The sequence below is a fragment of the Endozoicomonas gorgoniicola genome, assembly GCF_025562715.2.
Taxonomy (GTDB): Bacteria; Pseudomonadota; Gammaproteobacteria; order Pseudomonadales; family Endozoicomonadaceae; genus Endozoicomonas_A; species Endozoicomonas_A gorgoniicola.
In genome coordinates, this window is the sequence record NZ_JAPFCC010000001.1 from 3,122,297 (window position 1) to 3,141,107 (window position 18,811).

At 46.8% G+C, this 18,811-nt stretch carries 18 protein-coding genes; 7 read left to right on the forward strand and 11 right to left on the reverse strand.

Going from position 1 to position 18,811, the window contains the following annotated elements; genetic code table 11:
• Positions 1–139 precede the first annotated feature (139 nt).
• Positions 140–1,132 carry an IS30 family transposase gene (locus NX722_RS14435; protein WP_262563592.1) on the forward strand — a complete coding sequence of 331 codons (993 nt, stop codon included), beginning with the start codon at positions 140–142 and terminating at the stop codon, positions 1,130–1,132.
• 167 nt (positions 1,133–1,299) lie between these two features.
• On the opposite strand, the gene NX722_RS14440 is transcribed toward NX722_RS14435, so the two are convergent.
• Both NX722_RS14440 and argR read right to left on the reverse strand, forming a co-directional pair.
• Positions 1,300–3,030, reverse strand: coding sequence for a hypothetical protein (locus NX722_RS14440; protein ID WP_262568577.1), 1,731 nt, complete (start codon positions 3,028–3,030; stop codon positions 1,300–1,302).
• Positions 3,031–3,280: 250 nt separating this feature from the next.
• Positions 3,281–3,739, reverse strand: coding sequence for a transcriptional regulator ArgR (gene argR, locus NX722_RS14445; protein ID WP_262568578.1), 459 nt, complete (start codon positions 3,737–3,739; stop codon positions 3,281–3,283).
• A 193-nt stretch (positions 3,740–3,932) separates the two neighbouring features.
• On the opposite strand from argR, the gene NX722_RS14450 reads away from it, so the two are divergent.
• The 4 genes from NX722_RS14450 to artM all read left to right on the forward strand — a co-directional run bounded on the left by NX722_RS14450 (position 3,933) and on the right by artM (position 6,896).
• Positions 3,933–4,667: an ATP-binding cassette domain-containing protein gene (locus NX722_RS14450; RefSeq protein ID WP_262568579.1), complete on the forward strand. Its 735-nt coding sequence runs from the start codon at positions 3,933–3,935 to the stop codon at positions 4,665–4,667.
• A 71-nt stretch (positions 4,668–4,738) separates the two neighbouring features.
• Positions 4,739–5,500 (forward strand): lysine/arginine/ornithine ABC transporter substrate-binding protein, encoded by a 762-nt coding sequence (locus tag NX722_RS14455; protein ID WP_262568580.1) that lies wholly within the window; start codon positions 4,739–4,741, stop codon positions 5,498–5,500.
• 20 nt (positions 5,501–5,520) lie between these two features.
• The gene (artQ, locus tag NX722_RS14460; RefSeq protein WP_262568581.1) at positions 5,521–6,219 is read left to right on the forward strand and encodes an arginine ABC transporter permease ArtQ; all 699 of its coding nucleotides are present in this window, start codon (positions 5,521–5,523) and stop codon (positions 6,217–6,219) included.
• Entirely contained in the window at positions 6,216–6,896 is a 681-nt protein-coding gene (gene artM, locus NX722_RS14465) for an arginine ABC transporter permease ArtM (RefSeq protein ID WP_262568582.1), read from the forward strand. Before artQ ends, artM begins: the two co-directional genes overlap by 4 nt.
• Positions 6,897–6,941: 45 nt before the next feature.
• Here artM and NX722_RS14470 read toward each other — a convergent pair whose 3' ends face one another.
• The 9 genes from NX722_RS14470 to NX722_RS14510 form a co-directional block, all read right to left on the reverse strand.
• On the reverse strand, positions 6,942–7,442 hold the full coding sequence (locus tag NX722_RS14470) for a hypothetical protein (protein WP_262568583.1): 501 nt from the start codon (positions 7,440–7,442) through the stop codon (positions 6,942–6,944).
• Between the two features lie 142 nt (positions 7,443–7,584).
• Positions 7,585–7,950 carry a hypothetical protein gene (locus tag NX722_RS14475; RefSeq protein WP_262568584.1) on the reverse strand — a complete coding sequence of 122 codons (366 nt, stop codon included), beginning with the start codon at positions 7,948–7,950 and terminating at the stop codon, positions 7,585–7,587.
• Between the two features lie 131 nt (positions 7,951–8,081).
• Positions 8,082–8,309: a hypothetical protein gene (locus tag NX722_RS14480; RefSeq protein WP_262568585.1), complete on the reverse strand. Its 228-nt coding sequence runs from the start codon at positions 8,307–8,309 to the stop codon at positions 8,082–8,084.
• A gap of 321 nt (positions 8,310–8,630) precedes the next feature.
• Positions 8,631–9,620, reverse strand: a complete 990-nt coding sequence (locus NX722_RS14485) for an immunoglobulin domain-containing family protein (protein ID WP_262568586.1) — start codon at positions 9,618–9,620, stop codon at positions 8,631–8,633.
• Positions 9,621–9,942: 322 nt separating this feature from the next.
• Positions 9,943–11,904, reverse strand: coding sequence for a DNA topoisomerase III (locus NX722_RS14490; protein WP_262568587.1), 1,962 nt, complete (start codon positions 11,902–11,904; stop codon positions 9,943–9,945).
• Positions 11,905–11,992: 88 nt separating this feature from the next.
• The gene (locus NX722_RS14495) at positions 11,993–12,283 is read right to left on the reverse strand and encodes a hypothetical protein (protein ID WP_262568588.1); all 291 of its coding nucleotides are present in this window, start codon (positions 12,281–12,283) and stop codon (positions 11,993–11,995) included.
• A gap of 338 nt (positions 12,284–12,621) precedes the next feature.
• Positions 12,622–14,042 (reverse strand): ISNCY family transposase gene (locus NX722_RS14500; RefSeq protein ID WP_262563791.1). Its coding sequence is split into 2 segments (ribosomal slippage): positions 12,622–13,598 and positions 13,598–14,042, totalling 1,422 coding nucleotides; the frame shifts between segments, so codons are not numbered across the junction.
• A 714-nt stretch (positions 14,043–14,756) separates the two neighbouring features.
• On the reverse strand, positions 14,757–15,446 hold the full coding sequence (locus NX722_RS14505; protein WP_262568589.1) for a hypothetical protein: 690 nt from the start codon (positions 15,444–15,446) through the stop codon (positions 14,757–14,759).
• A 396-nt stretch (positions 15,447–15,842) separates the two neighbouring features.
• Positions 15,843–16,571 carry a hypothetical protein gene (locus NX722_RS14510; RefSeq protein ID WP_262568590.1) on the reverse strand — a complete coding sequence of 243 codons (729 nt, stop codon included), beginning with the start codon at positions 16,569–16,571 and terminating at the stop codon, positions 15,843–15,845.
• A gap of 127 nt (positions 16,572–16,698) precedes the next feature.
• Here NX722_RS14510 and dgt point away from each other — a divergent pair, with 127 nt between their 5' ends.
• Both dgt and NX722_RS14520 read left to right on the forward strand, forming a co-directional pair.
• Positions 16,699–18,147, forward strand: coding sequence for a dGTPase (gene dgt / locus NX722_RS14515; RefSeq protein WP_262568591.1), 1,449 nt, complete (start codon positions 16,699–16,701; stop codon positions 18,145–18,147).
• Positions 18,148–18,172: 25 nt separating this feature from the next.
• Entirely contained in the window at positions 18,173–18,760 is a 588-nt protein-coding gene (locus tag NX722_RS14520) for a GNAT family N-acetyltransferase (RefSeq protein ID WP_262568592.1), read from the forward strand.
• Positions 18,761–18,811: the final 51 nt, after the last annotated feature.

Below are 18,811 nucleotides of genomic sequence, written 5' to 3' on the forward strand. Positions count from 1 at the left end.
TTCAGGCTTTTTGATTCTCCTGAATTCGTATCATAAGTGCATAACCTCTGTAACCAGAGGATTGTTTCAGAACCTTTGAAGTGAATCAGAACTCAGGGGTATTCTGTAAAGCAACCAAACCATACAGAGGAAGCCAAGGATGGCCTATACACACCTGAGCTCTGAAGAGAGATATTATATCGAAACTGAACTCAAAAATGGGACTTCACAAAACAAAATTGCTAAAAAGCTTGGCCGTTCACAGCCTACCGTGTCGCGAGAAGTAAACCGCAATAAAGGGCAAAGAGGGTACAGGCACCAACAGGCTAATCGCACAGCTCGGCAGCGGCACAAAGATAAGCCAAAAGCTATTAAGCTGACAGACGACATTAAACAACGTATTTCAAACGATATCCGTTCAGATTGGAGTCCTGAACAAGTGGCTGGAAGGCTTGAAAAGGACGGTGTAATCAAGCTGCATCATGAGACGATTTATCAATTTGTAGCGGATGATAAACGGCGCGGAGGCTCGCTCTATAAGCACTTGAGGCACCAGAAAAAAACTTATCGAAAGCGATACGGTTCAGCTCATAACCGAACCGGTATACCAAATCGGGTTGGCATTGAAGAACGCCCCGAAGTGGTCAACAACAGAGAGCGAGTTGGTGACTGGGAAGCTGATACTGTAATAGGTAAAAATCATAAAGGAGCCATCGCTACATTAGATGAACGAAAAACCAAGCTTCGCCTTGCTGTCCCTCTACCAGGCAAGAAGGCAAAAGCGGTTAAACAGGGAATAATTGACGTACTCAAGCCTCTGAAAAGGTTTGTAAAGACAATAACATACGACAATGGAAAGGAGTTTGTTCAGCATGAATCAATTGCCAAAGCTTTAAAATGTGACAGCTACTTTGCTGCCCCCTACCATTCTTGGGAAAGAGGCCAGAATGAGAATGCTAATGGTTTGCTAAGGCAGTATTTCCCCAAGTCGATGGAGCTTAATGGCGTGACAGAAAAAGATGTCATCATTGCAGTGGATAAGCTGAACAACAGGCCAAGAAAGTGCCTGGGCTACAAGACTCCTTATGAGGCATTTAAAGAGTCAACTGGAATAGATGCAAGAAAAGTCATGGGTTATGCACTTATGACTTGAATTCAGGTCTTTAAATGGTCGGGATTTTCGGCGCAACAGGCAAAGCGATATGCGCTTTTATAAATTACCTTGCGGCAAAACGAAAAGACAATACGGAACCTACTGTCTTTTATGGTTTTTTTGACCTGAATCAAGCTTGAACGAAAAGTTTTGCGGTAGTGAATGGGTTAATCAGGTTTAGTGCTTTTAGGGATGTACAAGACCGGGTAGTCATTAGCAAATGGCGGGGACTGATAAAAGTCCCTTAAACTGATGGCATCAAAATTGTCTGCCAGATATTCCCTCAACAAATTCCTTGCTGTCATGCTGCATCTTTCGTTCCAGGGTTCTCCGATGAACAGGATGGGACCTCGGTTATTCCATGCAATGACAGCCGCCCAAAAAGAGAAAGAAAAGCGTTCACAATCCCGATAAAGCCTGGATTCATCGGATGGGCTGTTGATTTGATTTAGCAAGCCCTCCCCTATCCTGTCGGTATCAACCCCCAGGTTCAAACTGACAAAGTCCCAGCTGCACTGCGTTTCGACGTAGTCAGGAGCAGGCCAGCTTAAAACCAGAAAGTTAGCCTGACTATCATCAGTCCTGACTGCCTGTGAGGCCGTTGCCCTGGTAACAGTGTGGTACCGCAGAGGCTCCCCGGTTCTCTCTGTAACTTCCCGATAGCTGCTGAAAGCATCCGTTGCAGTCATTGGAATCTGGTAATGCTGATTTAAAAAGTGAGACAGGGAACCACTTCCTGCACCGACTTCAAGACCCACGGGATTGCCACCGGTAAGCTCCCTGAGGTGATGGACCGCCGGATCAAGCCATCGGCTTGATGGCGTGTAAAATAACCCATGTTCATCTCTCAGCGGATGACTGAAGCCCAGCACCCCTATAAAAATTGACTGCAAATTAACAATTAGCTCCTCATAAGATCCCATGCTTGAGTTTATGATAAAAGATAAATATCCCTGATAATAACCTTCAGGGGTTCCAGATAGTTTTGACTGTTCGGAGCGCGCCATTCGCAGAGTTCTGCCTAGCGATCGCTTTTTGCTTATCCGGGTGAAATTTGCACTATCCCGGAAGTCCGACAGACTCAGGATAACTGACCTCTGTGGGGGCTGCGTGTCGGGTAGCTGACCTGAACTCAGTATTGAGAAATAATCACTGCCTTGTGTCGCAGCATCTCCCTCACTCCATTGAATAAGGGCTAAAACCATTCTCAAGCGGATTCGGGCAGATTCGTTAAGATCGGATAGTTGAGCATTTACCTCTTCTGGCAGGGCAGGTAGGCAATTATCAGTAAAATCCGGAGAATAAATCAGTGCTTTAAAAAAACGATCATATGATTCGGGCGATAATTGTAAAAAGCTCTTAAGCCGCTCCATTCGCTCCTCGTTTGAGGAGAGGTTTATCAGATAAATAATCAGAATGTCTTCCAGATAGTTTGCTTCCAGACCTTGAAGGTGAAGCTGTAGCCCGTCTTCAGAATTTTCAAGCTTTAATAGAAGGGCACTGAAGTGCTGTCTGAAAAATTCAATCTCAATCGACCTTGTCTGCTCAAGCAGAAATGCTCTATAGCTATCTGAGCCGTCGGCTGTTGCGCCAGCCCCTTCAGACACCTCCCCGGATGTGCTGGGTTGGTCATTAGTCCACACAGGATATACGGCAAAGCTATCCACCCTTTGAGGCAGCGGGTACGAAAGCAGGTTTTGTTTTTTATCCTTGCTTTCGGGGAGTGTGACTAAATCGATAAGGTCTTCATAGTCGCCCGGCAATATATCAGATCGAAAGAATAAATTATGAAGGTCAGGTGTTGCGCTAACCGGCTGCGGCAGAAAGATTGCCGTACAGGTGCAGATAAAGCAGCAGACAGTGGTCAGTATTCGCTTTTGCCTGAACGTGTTTTTCATTATCAATTCTTCTGTAATTACCAAAAAAACTGCATTGAACACACGGAAACCACCAAAATATGTAACTACGTATTCAGACCGAAAGGGTGAAGTCCTAAGGTGACAAAGTAACCATGCCGCTGAAGGTTAGATGAAAAATTCAGGTTTTGCCTCATGTACCGTTTTTTTTATTATTTACCTGACGGGTAAGCAAATGTTGTCGTTCATGTACTGAAATGAACGACAACATTCGTATTCTTGTATACAGTCTTCAAAGAAACAGTTCTTCAATACTGTCCTGAATAACGGTGATTTCCTTCACATCAGCAGGCGCAACAAAAATGGTGTCATCACCGGCCACACACCCCAGAATACCTTCGGCACGGCTGATGGAGTCCAACAACCGGGCCACCATTTGCGCCGCCCCCGGACTGGTTTTGATAACAATCAGAGTACCATTACTGACCACTTCCTCGACCAGGTCGCGAACAGAAATATTGGCATCCAGCTTGCCCATTTCCGGTGGCAGACAGTACACGAGATCGTTACGGGCATTGCGAGCCCTGACAGCTCCGTGACGGCTCAGCATCCTTGATACTTTTGACTGGCTGATATTATCAAAGCCCTGTTCCTGAAGTACACTGACAATCTGGCTCTGGGAACCACAGCTCTCGTCTTTCAGTAACTGTCGAAAAGCTTTTACAAGGTCTTCCTGTTTTTTACTGGGCATATTATTCCTGAATAACTATTCCTAAAAACTATTTCTAAAAACTATTTCTAAAAACTATTCCACAATCTTTTCCAAAAACTGCTTCTATATAAAAAACCGAAGCAATTGAATAATTATTCAAATGAGGCTTGATTTCAAGCACCGTAGTATAAGAGAATCTACCAACACTCATAATCAAAGAAACCTAAAGGCAATGGGCATTGAAGTACAAAGCCTCAGTAAATCATTCGGTTCTTCTGAAGTTCTGAAAGAGATCAGCTTTTCCATTCCCAAAGGAGAGACAACGATTCTCCTGGGTGCCAGTGGAGCAGGGAAAAGCACTTTGCTACGAATGCTGAATCTGCTGGAAACCCCGGACACCGGTTCTATGGAAATTGCCGGTATGTCGTTTCAGTTCCACGGCAGGGCCGATCAACAACTGAAGTTACAGGCGTGCAGCCTGAGAAAAAAAGTCGGCATGGTATTCCAGCAATATAACCTCTGGCCACACATGACTGTACTGCAGAACCTGATAGAAGCCCCTGTTGTCCAGGGTGTTCCAAAAGAGCAGGCAGTTAAACAGGCTCATGAACTGCTGCAGCGTATGGGGCTGCGGGACAAGGCTGAAGCCTGGCCTTCATCTCTGTCCGGAGGTCAGCAGCAGCGGGTTGCTATCGCCCGGGCTTTGATGCTGTCACCGGAGATCCTGCTGTTTGATGAACCCACAGCAGCCCTTGACCCGGCCATCACTAACCAGGTGGTGGATATCATAAAAGAATTAAGCGACTCCGGCATAACAATTGTTGTTGTAACCCACGAGGTTGAATTTGCCAAAAAAGTCGCCAGCCGTGTGATCTATCTGGAAGACGGACACATTGTTGAAGACGGTCCTGCCAGTCACTTCTCCCAACCGGAAACTGCTGCATTCAAGGCATTTCTGGAACATTAAGTCAGAAGCCTGACCGGCTTCAGGATGAGTTATACCGATAACACGAGTTATACCAAAAACAGGGGTATCGAATGAAAAAATTATATACCATCGCCGTGACCACTTGTGCATTAGCTCTGGGAAGCTTGCAGGTTCAGGCCGCTGAAACCATCCGTTTTGGCACCGAACCCACTTATCCTCCTTTTGAGTTTCTGGACGAAAATAATGAGCTGACCGGCTTTGACATTGATCTTGCAAAGGCCATCTGTACAGAAATAAAAGCAGAGTGTACATTTCATCACCAGCCTTTTGACAGCCTGATTCCAAGTCTGAGATACCGTCGTTTTGACGCGGTTATAGCCGGTATGGATATTACCCCGGCGCGTCAGAAGCAGGTAGATTTCAGCACGCCTTACTTTGAAAACTCAGCTTCTTTTGTGGCAGCTAAAGCCAAGCAGTTCAAGTCACCGGATGACCTGAAAGGCAAAGCCGTCGGTGTGCAGAATGGTTCAACCTTCCAGACTTACATGGTCGACAAATTCGAAAAGCAGGGTGTGACCATTCGCCCCTATGAAACCATTCATAACGCTTTCCTGGACATGACCAACGGTCGCGTGGATGCCGTGTTCTCTGATACAGCCGTTGCCAACGACTGGCTGCTGGAACGGGGTAAAGGTGACTACGGCCATCTTGGCAAAACCATCACTGACGCAGAATATTTCGGTGTTGGCTATGGTATTGCTGTACGTCATAATGACCCTCTGAAAGGCAGGATTGACAACGCCCTGACCACGCTGAAGAAAAATGGCACCTGGCAGGCCATTCATGACAAGTACTTTCCAGAAGCCAAGTAAACCGAATAGCGACAAGACTCATGGATGCATCTCCCCTCATCGACGCGTTTACGCGCTACTCCGGGCTGTTTCTTGATGCAACACTGATGACTCTGGGGCTAGCTCTGTCAGCCCTGGGGGCAGGCCTGATTCTGGCCATGGTGTTTGCCCTGGGAGAACTGTCCCGTTTTCGCCCCATAGCCTGGCTAACGACCTCTGTCGTTACCATTGTGCGAGGTCTGCCAGAGCTACTGATTATTTTCTTTGTCTATTTTGGTTTTACACACGCGCTCTTTCTACTGACTGATCAGTTCATTGAACTGAGTCCGTTCACTGCAGGTACCATTGCCCTGTCGTTAATCTACTCGGCTTATGCCAGCCAGATTCTAAGGGGGGCATTGCTGTCCGTCGCAAGGGGACAAAAAGAAGCAGCCAGGGCTCTGGGGATTCCCCCTCGCCGGGCTTTCTTTCGCATTGTACTCCCCCAGGCATGGCGCCATGCCCTGCCCGGACTGGGTAATCAGTGGCTGGTGCTGCTGAAGGATACGGCACTGGTCTCTTTGATTGGTATTAACGATATCCTGCGACAGGCAAAGTTTATATCGATTCAGACTTATGAGTCCTTTACCTGGTACTGCATTGCCGCACTGATTTATCTGGTTATCACACTGCTCAGCCAGAATCTGTTAAATCGCATGAAACAACATTCCAGCCGCTATGTCCGGGAGGTAAAAGCATGAGTATGGACGCCGCGCTCTCTTATCTGCCTGAGCTATTGAAAGGACTGGGAACCACTCTGGAGCTGACCTTTGCCAGCCTGCTGCTCGGCTGCACTCTGGCACTGCTGTTTACTTTGGTGCTGACATTGCGAATAAAAGTGCTGAACTCACTGGTCAGGCTGCAAATACTGTTATTTACCGGTACGCCCCTGCTGGTTCAGATTTTTTTAATCTACTACGGCCCGGCCCAGTTCGACCTGTTTAAAGAGAGTCGCCTCTGGCCGCTACTCAGTGAACCCTGGTTTTGCGCCATACTGGCCCTGGCGCTGAACAGTGCCGCCTATTCTACCCAGTTATTTAAAGGCGCAATTGATAACGTTGCTCCGGGTGAGTGGGAAGCCTGCTATGCCCTGGGCATGACCAAGGGGCAGGCGCTGCACAAAGTGATTCTGCCCCATGCAGTTCGTCGGGCGCTGCCGGCTTATGGCAACGAGATGATTCTGATTATGAAAGGGTCTTCACTGGCCAGTACCATCACCCTGATGGATCTTATGGGGTATGCCTCGCGCCTGAATGCACGAACTTACGACACACTCACGGTATTTACGATGGCAGGTATTATCTATCTGGTGCTGACCGGCATTATGACGTTATGTGTACGTTTACTGGAAAGAAAAGCGTTGGCGTTCTCTCGATGAAAACAGCGCTTTAATAAAACTCTGATGCAGGAGAACGGGTTGGAATCATACAACTTCGTACTCTTGCAGCAATCTTGCCACCTCAGTTTCATCTTCCTCAGTCAGATGACGTTCTTTGGGTTTTATATGATAAAAGTGAACTTCAGGCACATCAATTAGCGGAGTAAAAACAGGATTACCTAATTGTGTTCCGCGTTGATTGATTGCCAGAAAGCTGTTTTCCTTTGAGCGGTCTCGCTTAATCGGGTAGGCATGGTGGGTTGAGTATTGCATTGCTATAGCCAGATCGACCTCTAGTGTAATCAATTGTCCTATTAATGAACCTCCCTCAGGACTGACAAAAATACATTCAGCGCCAGCTTCCAGCATAGCACTAGAGATCATTGTGTTCGAAGTTCGGGAAAAGGAGAAAAAGCGCCGGTATTTTTTGATCATGTCATCGGTAATATTGTCATGTCCCCAATTTGTGCGCAGCTCAATCAGTATCGCAGTGATGGAATTGGGAACACAGTTTTTTATGACTTGACGTGGAATGCTTGGAAGCATTGGAAAACCTGCCGTTCTCGTACATGGAAGAAGCCAGTTCATCTATCAGAAAGTTTAAGGTTCACTTCCCATTGCATCAAGCCTGAATCGACGTTTTAACGGCAAATACAGGAAACCTGTTAACAGGCTTCCCAACTCTGGCTCAGAGTACCGGTAACTGCACAGGCTCAGGTATTTCTGAATCTTCTGGCAGCTGTACAGGTTTTGCCGGCTCATTTTTCTGGCAGGCCCAACCCCACTCTTCCTGCTGTTTCATAAAGTTTTCTGCTTTTTCTTCACAGAAACCAATAGTGTAGCTGGCATTCCAGAGAAGCTCTTCACTGTCGATACTGCCTTTTTTGGTGTAGTGTACCTCACAGGGAACCGGAGACTCTCTTTGCAGATAAATCACGTCAATGATACGGGTGTCGCGACCGTGAAGGCAGGTGTAGGAGTAGCTGTCTCCGGCAGTGGCCAGTGCAGAGTAACAGCTTAAGCCAATAGCAAGAGCAGTAGCAGCGTGTTTCATTCAGTCAACCTTATAAAAATGCAGATTCAATGTACCATAGTACGATATGCAAATTCATTGACTTACATGCGTAACAGCTCTTACAACCTTTTAGAAGGTGAGTACTGGTTGTTAATTACGATTCAAAGTATTTACTGAAATTGAGGATTTTCGTGCATTTCCTTAGTCAGGCTGTAAAAACAACCAGCACTTGTAGATAGATAGTGATTGGCGACCAAAGCTTGTTCGATATAGAAATGTAATTTCCGATACTCTTTTTCTAAAGGGCCGTTGGCACTCTCCGCTACCTTTTTCGACAAAAAGTTGTAAAAATTATCGCCGCTGCCATGAGATTCATAACTCCTGATGACTTCGTTCAAAATCGGGTAACGCTGGAGTACGTGTGGCTTCGATTTTAAATACAGAATAATATTCCGGCTTAATATCTCTTGCTTTGCAGGGGTGTGACTACAATAGAATTCCTTTCTCTCTTCGGTAAGCTGTTCAAAGTTTTTGTTAATATCAACTTCTATACCCCTTCCTCTCTCTTCAAACTTACTCTCAAGGTCGGCCAGCTAACAGACAATAAAGTTTCAACCTGCCCGGCTGCGTCTTAAAAATACACTACAGTATTCTGTGACTGCCCCCGGCCTATCGAGGCTTTACGGCAATTTTGCTTCAGGGTGCTGTACCATTCTGGATTATTTGCAGGCGCAGGCAGCCGTCAATCCGAAAACGATAACAACAACTATAAGAGCCAGTGTACGAGTTTCATAGTCTGGCTCAGATTGCCCTGAGCTGTATCTGGTTCCGCTTGTCAATATGACATTTGTTGAATGAGCGTCCGTAGGATGAATCGTTGAGGGCATGAGCTGATCATCAGTTAACAAATGAATAAACTCACTATCCTGGTCAGCACAGCCGCTCCGTCGTACACGCAGATAAATCCTATCCCGCGCTTTCACCTTACCTTCAAGCCGGAGTTTGAAAGCCAGACCGCCATTCATGTAGTACGCATCGGCATGAAAATAGCTTCCCGGCTCGCCATTTTTGTAATCAACAAGCTGTCCGTCCAACTCGAAAGCGGTGACCGGGTCGCTCATTACTGACTTTTCCTGCTGATAAAACAGGAAACCGGTCGCAGTGCAGTAGGGACTTTCCGGCAGCTCTGAGCTGTCCAGCTCATACTTTAGCCAGATATCTTTTACCCCATCTTCCAACCGGACGGGGTTCGTGGTGTCGGGAGGTAAATCGAGAGCCTTGTTATTCAGGTAACGCAGATGCACCGAATGAACATTCTCCGGAAACTTCAGGTAAGGTAAAGCCTTGTCATTTTCCAGCGGTATCATAGGGGTTTCATCAAACGTGTTATCCGCTTTTTCCACCAACGTTGTGTGAGCAAGAACCGTTCCGTCGCACTGACGAAAACGGAGCTGGTAAAAACCCTCCTTTTCATTGCTCATATCATGAAGCGTCATAGAAATGGTCTGGTTCCCCCAGCGGGAAAGCAGTTTATTCTGATCCTCCATAATCACCAGCCCCCCTCCCTTTTGTGAACTGGCTATCAACTGATTCCTTAACTTGTACAACTCAACTTCAGGAGGAGAATAAGAACTGGCAGAACAGTGAGGAAGCATCCCTTCAAGGCGATATTCCAATGTGACCGGGTCGCCATCCTCACCATAATGCACCTTTAAAGGTCCCTTGATTGTTGCGACCCGGGCCTCAGAAAAAGCAAAGGGAACATAACCCAAAAACAAAACCCACAAGATACGTCTTAGTATAAAAAAACTGTACCTGACGTAGACAGGCATCACTCTCTTAGCTGCATTCATACGACTATGACTACCCAATCACCAGTTCATTATTTTAATGACGTTGACGTATTGTTCAGGCTGGAATAACGAAGAAAACCTAAGCGTGCCAACGGGTATTCAAGATAGCATGCAAATAGTGACCCGTAGCAGTTAACGGGCAAACTGACCTTTACTCCTCAGGCAATATATTACGCATTCACTTTTTTTTATAATTTCTACGTCGTGAGCCGTTTTTACGCGGATATGATTTCTTCCGATAAGAAGCTTCAGTGCGGGGAAGCTGGCTGAAATCAGCTCCCCCTTCACTCAGCGCCAACGTCAGCAAACTGCGCAGTTTATCGTCCAGGCTGCCCATAAATCCGGCATAAGAGCCTTTCCGTTCAACAATGTCATTGAGTGCTGATTCCCACTGCGCCGTCATATCCGGTTGACCAACAGCATCGGGCAATGCCCTGATCAGTGCCTTGCCGGTTGCCGTCGCATGAATCTCTTTGCCCTGCCTTGTAAGAAACTGGCGATTAAAAAGCAGCTCAATAATACCTGCCCGCGTCGCCTCGGTTCCCAAACCATCGGTTTCCTTGAGAATCTTGCGAATCTCCGGGTCTTTTACAAAGCGCGCGATTCCCGTCATGGCGGACAATAAGGTGGCATCCGTAAACGCTTTGGGTGGCTGGGTCATTTTGTCTTTAATCTCAGCGTCAATGCACTGTACTGAATCGCCTTTACTCAGGTCCGGCAAAAACTCATTGGTTGCCTCGCGTTCATCGCCCGAAGGGTCAGAAGCCTGCTCTTTTCCCTTTCTGGCAAAAAGCACCTTCCAGCCTTCCTGAACCGTCTGCCGGCTTTTCGCCACAAACAGCCCTCCTTCAATCAGGATTTCAAGCCTTCGGGAAGTAAAACGATGGTCATCGTAAAACTGGGCAACGTACTGACGGGCAATCAGGCTGTAAAGCTGCCGCTGTCGTGCATCCAGTTTGAACAGATCCGTTCTTCGCGAGGTGGGAATAATGGCGTGATGAGCGCCCACTTTTTTGTCATTCCAGGCTTTGCTTTTCCGTTCAGGCAGCGCCTGATCCACGGCTTTGCTGAGTGACTCATCATTGCTGCGAATCGCTGCCAGTACTTCCGGTGATTCCTGCCAGTGTTCAACCGGCAGATAGCGACAATCGGACCGGGGATAGGTCACCAGTTTTTTTTCATAAAGCTTCTGACAGACATCAAGGGTTTCCTTCGCGTTCATCTTCAACTGTTTAGCCGCATCAATCTGCAAAGACGACAAGGAATAAGGCAAAGGGGGTGACTCTTTACCCTGTTTATTCATGGCTTTACTGATTTCACCAGGCTTGCCTTTTACACGTCCGGCAACATTTTCAGCCAGTCGCCGGTCCAGAACCCGGCCGTCTTCGTCCATCCACCGCTGACAGGCTTCGCTGGGCTGCCACTTGGCACGAAACTGAACATTGTCTTCTGAATTCAGTAGAGCAAACACATCGTAAAAGGGTTTTGCGACAAAGTTTTCACGTTCCTCGTCCCGCTGAACCACCAGCCCAAGTACTGGTGTCTGTACCCGTCCGATGGACAACAAACCGTTATGACCCGATTTTCTGCCCAATACCGTATAGGCACGGGTCAGATTAATCCCGTACAGCCAGTCAGCACGGGATCGAGCCAGCGCCGACACCGACAGAGGCACAAAGTTGTTGTTATCCTGCAAACGCTGCAGGGCTTTCTTAACCGCCGAACCATTCAGATCATTCACCAGCAGACGCCGCACCTGTTTTTTGCGGGTTGCAGACAGCTTCAGGTAATCCAGCACCTCATCCACCAGCAGTTGCCCTTCACGGTCGGGGTCGCCTGCGTGGACGATGGTATCAGCGGTTTTCAGCAGTTTACGAATCACCGACAGCTGTTTACTGACGCCTTTACGGGGCTTGAGTTGCCACTGTTGAGGCACAATCGGCAAGTGTTCCAGTTTCCACTGCTTAAAGGCAGGGTCGTACTGGTCAGGTTCCGCCTGTTCAAGCAGATGCCCGACGCACCAGGTGACATAATCGCCCTGTGAAGTCTCAATATACCCTTCATGTTTTTTGTGAGGCTTTGGCAACACATCGGCAATCGCCCGCCCAAGGCTGGGCTTTTCAGCAATAATCAGTCGCATAAAGTCCGTATCGTTGGTTCGAGCGGCTATGATCTCATATTGCTCAGCCCTGTGTTAACCCATTCATAAACTGCCAGATTAACCAGTTTTATCTGCTGTTCTGCTGGAAAAGCAGGTTAATAAAGGGATGAGTCAGCCTCTCCCACAAGCTGGGATTAAGCTCAGGCAAAGTGTCCGGCGTATTTCCAAAATTACTGGTCGTTGGCTCTACAGGGTTTTCATCCGTAACTTCGCCTAAAGTACCTTCAACCGGGGCTTCCTCTACAGCGGCTTCGTCCTGAGTTTCTGGTAACGCCCTTTCACCGTACACTGCATAGACAAACTGAAATAGGTCGTCTGGCAACGAGAATACTGCCTTATAGGCTGATTGAGTAACCATGAACCTGTATTCTAAAGATCTACCATTAGATATGTTCACCACACGATGATTCCATGTAGTGTTGCTGGGTAACGATTCTTCCGAGACGGTACCCGGGGCACCTAACATATCTTTAACAATGGGTCTAACTAGTGCCTGTCAGAAAACCTATGAAAATTGAGTCACTGACATTCATCAAACAGTAGAACTGCTCCGCAAGCATTATCAGAGTCTCGCTTATAGGGCACTTCTTGATCAAAGTGCTTGCAAAATAGCCAAAACTGCCATTTTACGAACGTGCAGAACCCTCATGCACCCATGATCAAATTTCGGACGGCAAAAGACTGCTGTCAGTAGGGCTAAAAATCCCGTTCTTGTAAAATCCTGCCCAAGCGCTTCAGGTTGCCACCCACAACCGCAAGGGCAACATAGCGCTTGAAGGCATCAATGCCCTTGTCCGGACATTTATCGAGGCCATTGGCTTCCAGAGCATTAATGTCAGACTCTACGGCGGAATGCTTTCTTTTTGCCCGGGTAAACTCAAGGTGGTGCTCTCGTTTTTTGTCTTCTGCGGAAAGCCTGCCTTTCTTCGGCAGAATGGTTCGTTCCAGAAAGCCATCAAGTTCCTCAAGGTTGGCGGGGCTCCAGAACCCTTTGTCATAACTGACCTGGCTCAGCATGGGAAAGCGTTGTTTTGCTCCTTTTGCGATAGGCACTGCAACCTGATCGTCTGTCTGCTTTTGCATCACATGGTGATTCAGCGTGAAGCCAAACTGGTCTTGCAGTACGCATACCCGCAACCCCAACTCTACAGGAACTCCGGCTTTACCCTTGCTGATCCATTCTGTGTGGGGTTCAAAAATCGAGAACACCTTGTCGCTGTGAGGAATCTGCTGATGCTCGATCACCCGACGATAAATCAGATTAATCTGGTGACGACTGTGGGCAATGTAGTATTTGAGATTCTCCAGCGCAGACTCATCGGGGGCGCTTTTTTCTACCAGGGCAGCTGTGCTTTCTGCCTTGCGGATAATGTCGAGACTGTACTTAATGTATTCAAGGTGTGCCGTTTCAATATCGTGCTGACGTGACCGCTGTTTAAACTCGCAGGCAGCAACGGAATGTTTCAGATTCCGCACCTTGTGATAGCGCTTTCGATGCTGTTTTTTCAGGTATTCCCGCTGACGCCACGCTGGTAACTGGTACTGGCCAGCCAGGGTGGACGCAAACTCAATAGCCTTACGACAGGCATCGTTTAACAGGCTGATGTCTGTGGGAAAATGAACATCGGTCTTGACTACAAACGAATCGGCACGGCCATATAGCGGCTCATCTTTTTTTTAACCAGTTGATGGCCTGCTGCCACGACAATCTGGTTTACCTGGTCCAGTATTTCGGGCGTGAACAGGCTGATATTATCCTGCAATGTCTGGATATGATAAGAGTGCGTGCAGTAAGGACCGTGCCCAAGCATTTTCCGTAGCGTGCCGTGTTCATTGGCCAGCTCCTGAAGACGGTCATAATCACAGTTAGTGACCAGCCGCAGGGTGCCAAACACCAGTATGTTCCAGAGATCCATACCGGGACGACCATTATTACTGCTGGCAGGAATCATACTTTCAAGAACTTGAAAGACCTGCTCTCTCAGATCAGGTGTAACCCATATGTGCTGCAAGCCCCGCAAAAGCCGGGGAATATCATCTCTGGACTTGGGGTTGAATGTGATGGCGGAGATATCAACCTCGCCCAACTGCATTTGTGGATTAATGGTTTGACGCATAAACTCGAAAACAGCCTGTCTGGGAAAATCTTCGAGTATTATATTTGGCCTCAGGCTGTGTTTTTCAAGGGCTTGAGGGTTTTCGGACAGGCACTAACTACCTCTTTAAGTTGTTTAATAACATCTTCATACGAACAACATTGACAAAAATCGTCGTACTCAAAACTGTCAGTATCAGAAGAGTACGTGAGAATATGATGATGACATTGGCATGTATTAAGGGGATCAATGTCAAGATCAATGTCAAAATCAATTGACAGCGCATTTTGAGAATGCATTACCAAAAACAACAATAAGAAAGAAAGTTTTATTTTCAACACTGTCACCTCAATGTATCAATTATTAAGTTTCTTTTTCAGTTTCAATGGCTGTGGTCTTTCATACTGAGCTACTCTGTGTTAACAGATCAGCTACCCTGCCGAATTAAGAGGTTCAGCAAACCCGGCGTTTTCTGACTCTGACCATTCTAGACCGCTGGAAACAAAGTGGAGTATTAAAAATACCAGGCCTTGAAGGTCAGGAGCTGGCTTTCACTAATCTGGTAGAAATGGCCTGCCTGCTGCACGATGTGGGGAGGCAGCAAACGATACTGCCTACTGTATCGAAGATCTTTAAGATGCCTTGGATAAGGATCCGCAGCCCATCTTGCCAGCTATGATCTCATATTGCTCAGCACTGTGTTAACCCATTCATAAACTGCCAGATTAACCAGTTTTATCTGCTGTTCTGCTGGAAAAGCAGGTTAATAAAGGGATTAGTCAGCCTCTCCCACCAGCTGGGATTAAGCTCAGGTAAAGTGTCCGGCGTATTTCCAAAATTACTGGTCGTTGGCTCTACAGGGTTTTCATCCGGAGTTTCCTCTACAGTATTTTCGTCCGGGGTTTCCTCTACAGCGCCTTCGTTCTGAGGTTCTGGTAACTCCTCTACACCTGTTATTGTATAGAAAAACGGTGATAAGCCTAGCATCAAGAATCTTGCCCTATAGCGTTGTACAAGGACAGAGACAGGAAAACGCCCGCCCACTGTAGCATTCCTCGATGATTGAGTAACCGTAAAGCTGTATTCTATAGACCTGCCATTAGTTGTGTTCACCATACGACGATACCATTCAGTGCTTCGGGGTAACAATTCTCCCGGGAAGGTAACCGGGGTAGCTAACATATCTTCAACAATCTTACTAAATACCTCATCACTAAGTTGTTCAACAGCATCATCAAAACAGTAGCAACAAAGACAATCATCCTCGTACTCAACACTGTCAGTATCAGAATGGTAAATGAGAAGATGAGAATTCTGACATGGACTTTCAGGATCAACATCAAGATCAAGATAAAAATCAATTGACAGCGCATTTTGAGAATGCATTACCAAAAACAACAAGAGGAAAGAAAGCTTTATTTTCAACACTGCCACCTCAATGTATCAATTACTAAGTTTCTTTTTCAGCTTCAACGCTGTGGTCTTTCATGCTGAGCTACTCTGTGTTAACAGATCAGCTACCCTGCCGAATTAAGAGGTTCAGCAGACCCGGCGCTTTCTGACTCTGACCATTCTAGACCGCTGGAAACAAAGTGGAGTATTAAAAATACCAGGCCTTGAAGGTCAGGAGCTGGCTTTCACTAATCTGGTAGAAATGGCCTGCCTGCTGCACGATGTGGAGAGGCAGCAAACGATACTGCCTACTGTATCGAAGATCTTTAAGATGCCTTGGATAAGGATCCGCAGCCCATCGTGCCAGCTATGATCTCATATTGCTCAGCACTGTGTTAACCCATTCATAAACAGCCAGATTAACCAGTTTTATCTGCTGTTCTGCTGGAAAAGCAGGTTAATAAAGGGATTAGTCAGCCTTTCCCACCAGCTGGGATTAAGCTCAGGTAAAGTGTCCGGCGTATTTCCAAAATTACTGGTCGTTGGCTCTACAGGGTTTTCATCCGTAACTTCGTCTAAAGTACCTTCATCCGGAGTTTCTTCTTCAGCGTCTTCATCCGGAGCTTCCTCTACAGCGTCTTCGTCCTGAGTTTCTGATAACGCCTCTTCACCTACTATTGTATAGACATCCGTTAAGCTTGGTATTGATAATGTTGCCTGATAGGTTTGTACACGGACAGAGCCTGGAAAATCTCCGTCCTCTATAACACTCCCCAATGATTGAGTAACCGTGAATCTGTATTCTAAAGAACTACCATTAGCTATGTTCACCATACGATTAAATTCAGTGCTTCGGGGTAATGATTCTCCCGAGAAGGTAACCTGAGCATCTAACATGTCTTTAACAATGGTACTAAATACCTCCTTAAGTTTTTCAATTTTATAATCAAACGAATCATTACAATAATAACAAATATGCGAGTCATAAACACTGTCAGTATCAGAATCGTACTTGAGCATATGACAACATTCTATTGTATAGTAAGTTTCAGCATAAGGATTAGGATCAGGAACAAGATTAATATTAAAATCAATTGAAAGCGCATTTTGAGAATGCATTACCAAAAACAACAATAAGAAAGAAAGTTTTATTTTCAACACTGTCACCTCAATGTATCAATTACTAAGTTTCTTTTTCAGCTTCAACGCTGTGGTCTTTCATACTGAGCTACTCTGTGTTAACAAACCCTGTTAACAGATCAGCCACCCTGCCGAATTAACCAGCATGAACTACCTTCGTAAACTCACCTGCGAGCGCCCACGTTTAAGCTCTGCCGATGTGCAGCGCGACCTGGTGACCGAAACCGAAAGCAACCGGGGCCGGATCATCCAGTCCGCTGCCATTCGTCGATTACAGCAGAAAACCCAGGTTTATCCACTGGAGTCCAATGCGGCGGTGCGCAGTCGCCTGACTCACTCCCTTGAGGTTCAGCAGACAGGCCGCTTTCTGGCCCTGAACATTCTCGACCGCTGGCAGCAGAGTGGGGAGTTAACAACGCTTGGGCTTGAGGGGCAGGAACTGGCTTTCACCAACCTGGTCGAAATGGCCTGCCTGCTGCACGATGTAGGCAATCCTCCCTTTGGTCACTTCGGCGAGGCTGCCATCAGCCGCTGGATGAAGGACCATGCTGAACAGTGTCACGATCAGTCCATGCAGCGAACATCAGGCAAGGACACCCTGTTTCAGACCACCCTGCTACCCGACCTTTGTGTGTTTGAAGGCAATGCCCAGGGGCTGCGTATTATCCATCATTTGCAGAACCTTAATCTGACTTACTCCCAGATGGCGGCTCTGATCAAATATACCCGCCCTCCTTACGAGCCGGCTCCAGCCACGGGGGAACCCTGTTTTTACCGAAAGAAAAAACCCGGTTTCTATTACTCGGAAGCTACCCTGTTCCGGCAGATGCAGCAGCATCTGCATATTAACGAAGGCTGTCGTTTTCCACTCGTTTACATTATGGAGGCGGCAGACGACATTGCTTACTGCATTGCTGATCTGGAAGATGCCCTGGATAAAGGCATACTGTCTCTGAAAGAGTTACAGTTCTGGCTGAACCAGGTATGGAACGAATTCACGACAGATAACGCTTATTTGCCGGACATCATGCAATCTGCCGCCCGTCGTGCCGGTACCAACGAACATGAGTTTATTGTGCGCCTGCGAACCCGGCTGGTCAGGGACCTGGTTGACTATGCTGCTAACCGCTATATCAACAAACACGACGAAGTCTTTGCCGGAAGCCTGGATGAGCCTCTGATTGAAGGGGGCTCGAACCAGCATCTTGCCCTGCAAACACTCAAGACGGTGGCGGTACGTCATGTGTTCACCAGCATGGAAAAGGAAACGCCTGAGCTACGGGGCTACGCGGCATTGATTGGCCTGCTGGACAAATTCAAGCCTCTGTTAACGCTTTCCCCTGATGATTTCCAGCGTATTGTTAAACAGGATGACCACCAGCATTTTATAGAGCAGCGACTTTACCACCGTCTGTCGAGAAAACATAAAGCCGCTTATTACCGGGCAGTAGAAACGCTCGCAACCCAAAACTTGAGTGAAATCGACCATCAGGATCTGGAGTGGTATTACCGTACACGTTTGTTGATCGACTACGTGAGTGGTATGACTGATCACTTTGTTGTCGATGAGTTTCAAAGCCTTTCTGCTATCTAAAGCACTCCTGCCAAGAGGATGTAGCATGCCTTTCAATCAAATTGGAGTTTACGAGGGGAGTGAATTTGATCACAACGAGTCAGGGGATACGTTCGTAGTAAGGAGATCTTACGATGACGACAAACTGTTTTTAAAGCTTCAGCATGAAGATGATGATGGTTCTGAGTCGCTGGCAGGCTATATAGAAGCTATAAGCAACTATGACTATTTTTTGGTTGGTAATCCAGTGAGTTCAGAATGTCACTATACAGTCAAATTTACAGAGGTATATGAAGCATACCGTAACAGATCTCTTGGAGCTTTGCTGATGTTCATCATCGTTCGTGAAGTTCAGGCAAATGGTGGGACTTATCTGTATTTGGCTTACCCGTTTACGGAAGTTTTGGGGTTTTATATTCAGTTTGGGTTTTATCCAGCGCCGGAACATGTGGCCTATAGACATCAAACGGCTCTCAATTACAGAGGAGGCGAAGTTCTTGAGTCAACCATTCCATTTCAGGAAAAAATTGACATGCACAGGAAGTACTCGCTGTGGAGGGGAAACATAAGCGTTGCGCTGGAGCTCATTATGAAAAAGCTGAACGGTGTTTTTAGTTTTCACCCCCCATTCTGAATGGAAAAATCATGGCATCGCCTTACCCTGAAAGAGTTGTAATTCCTATTG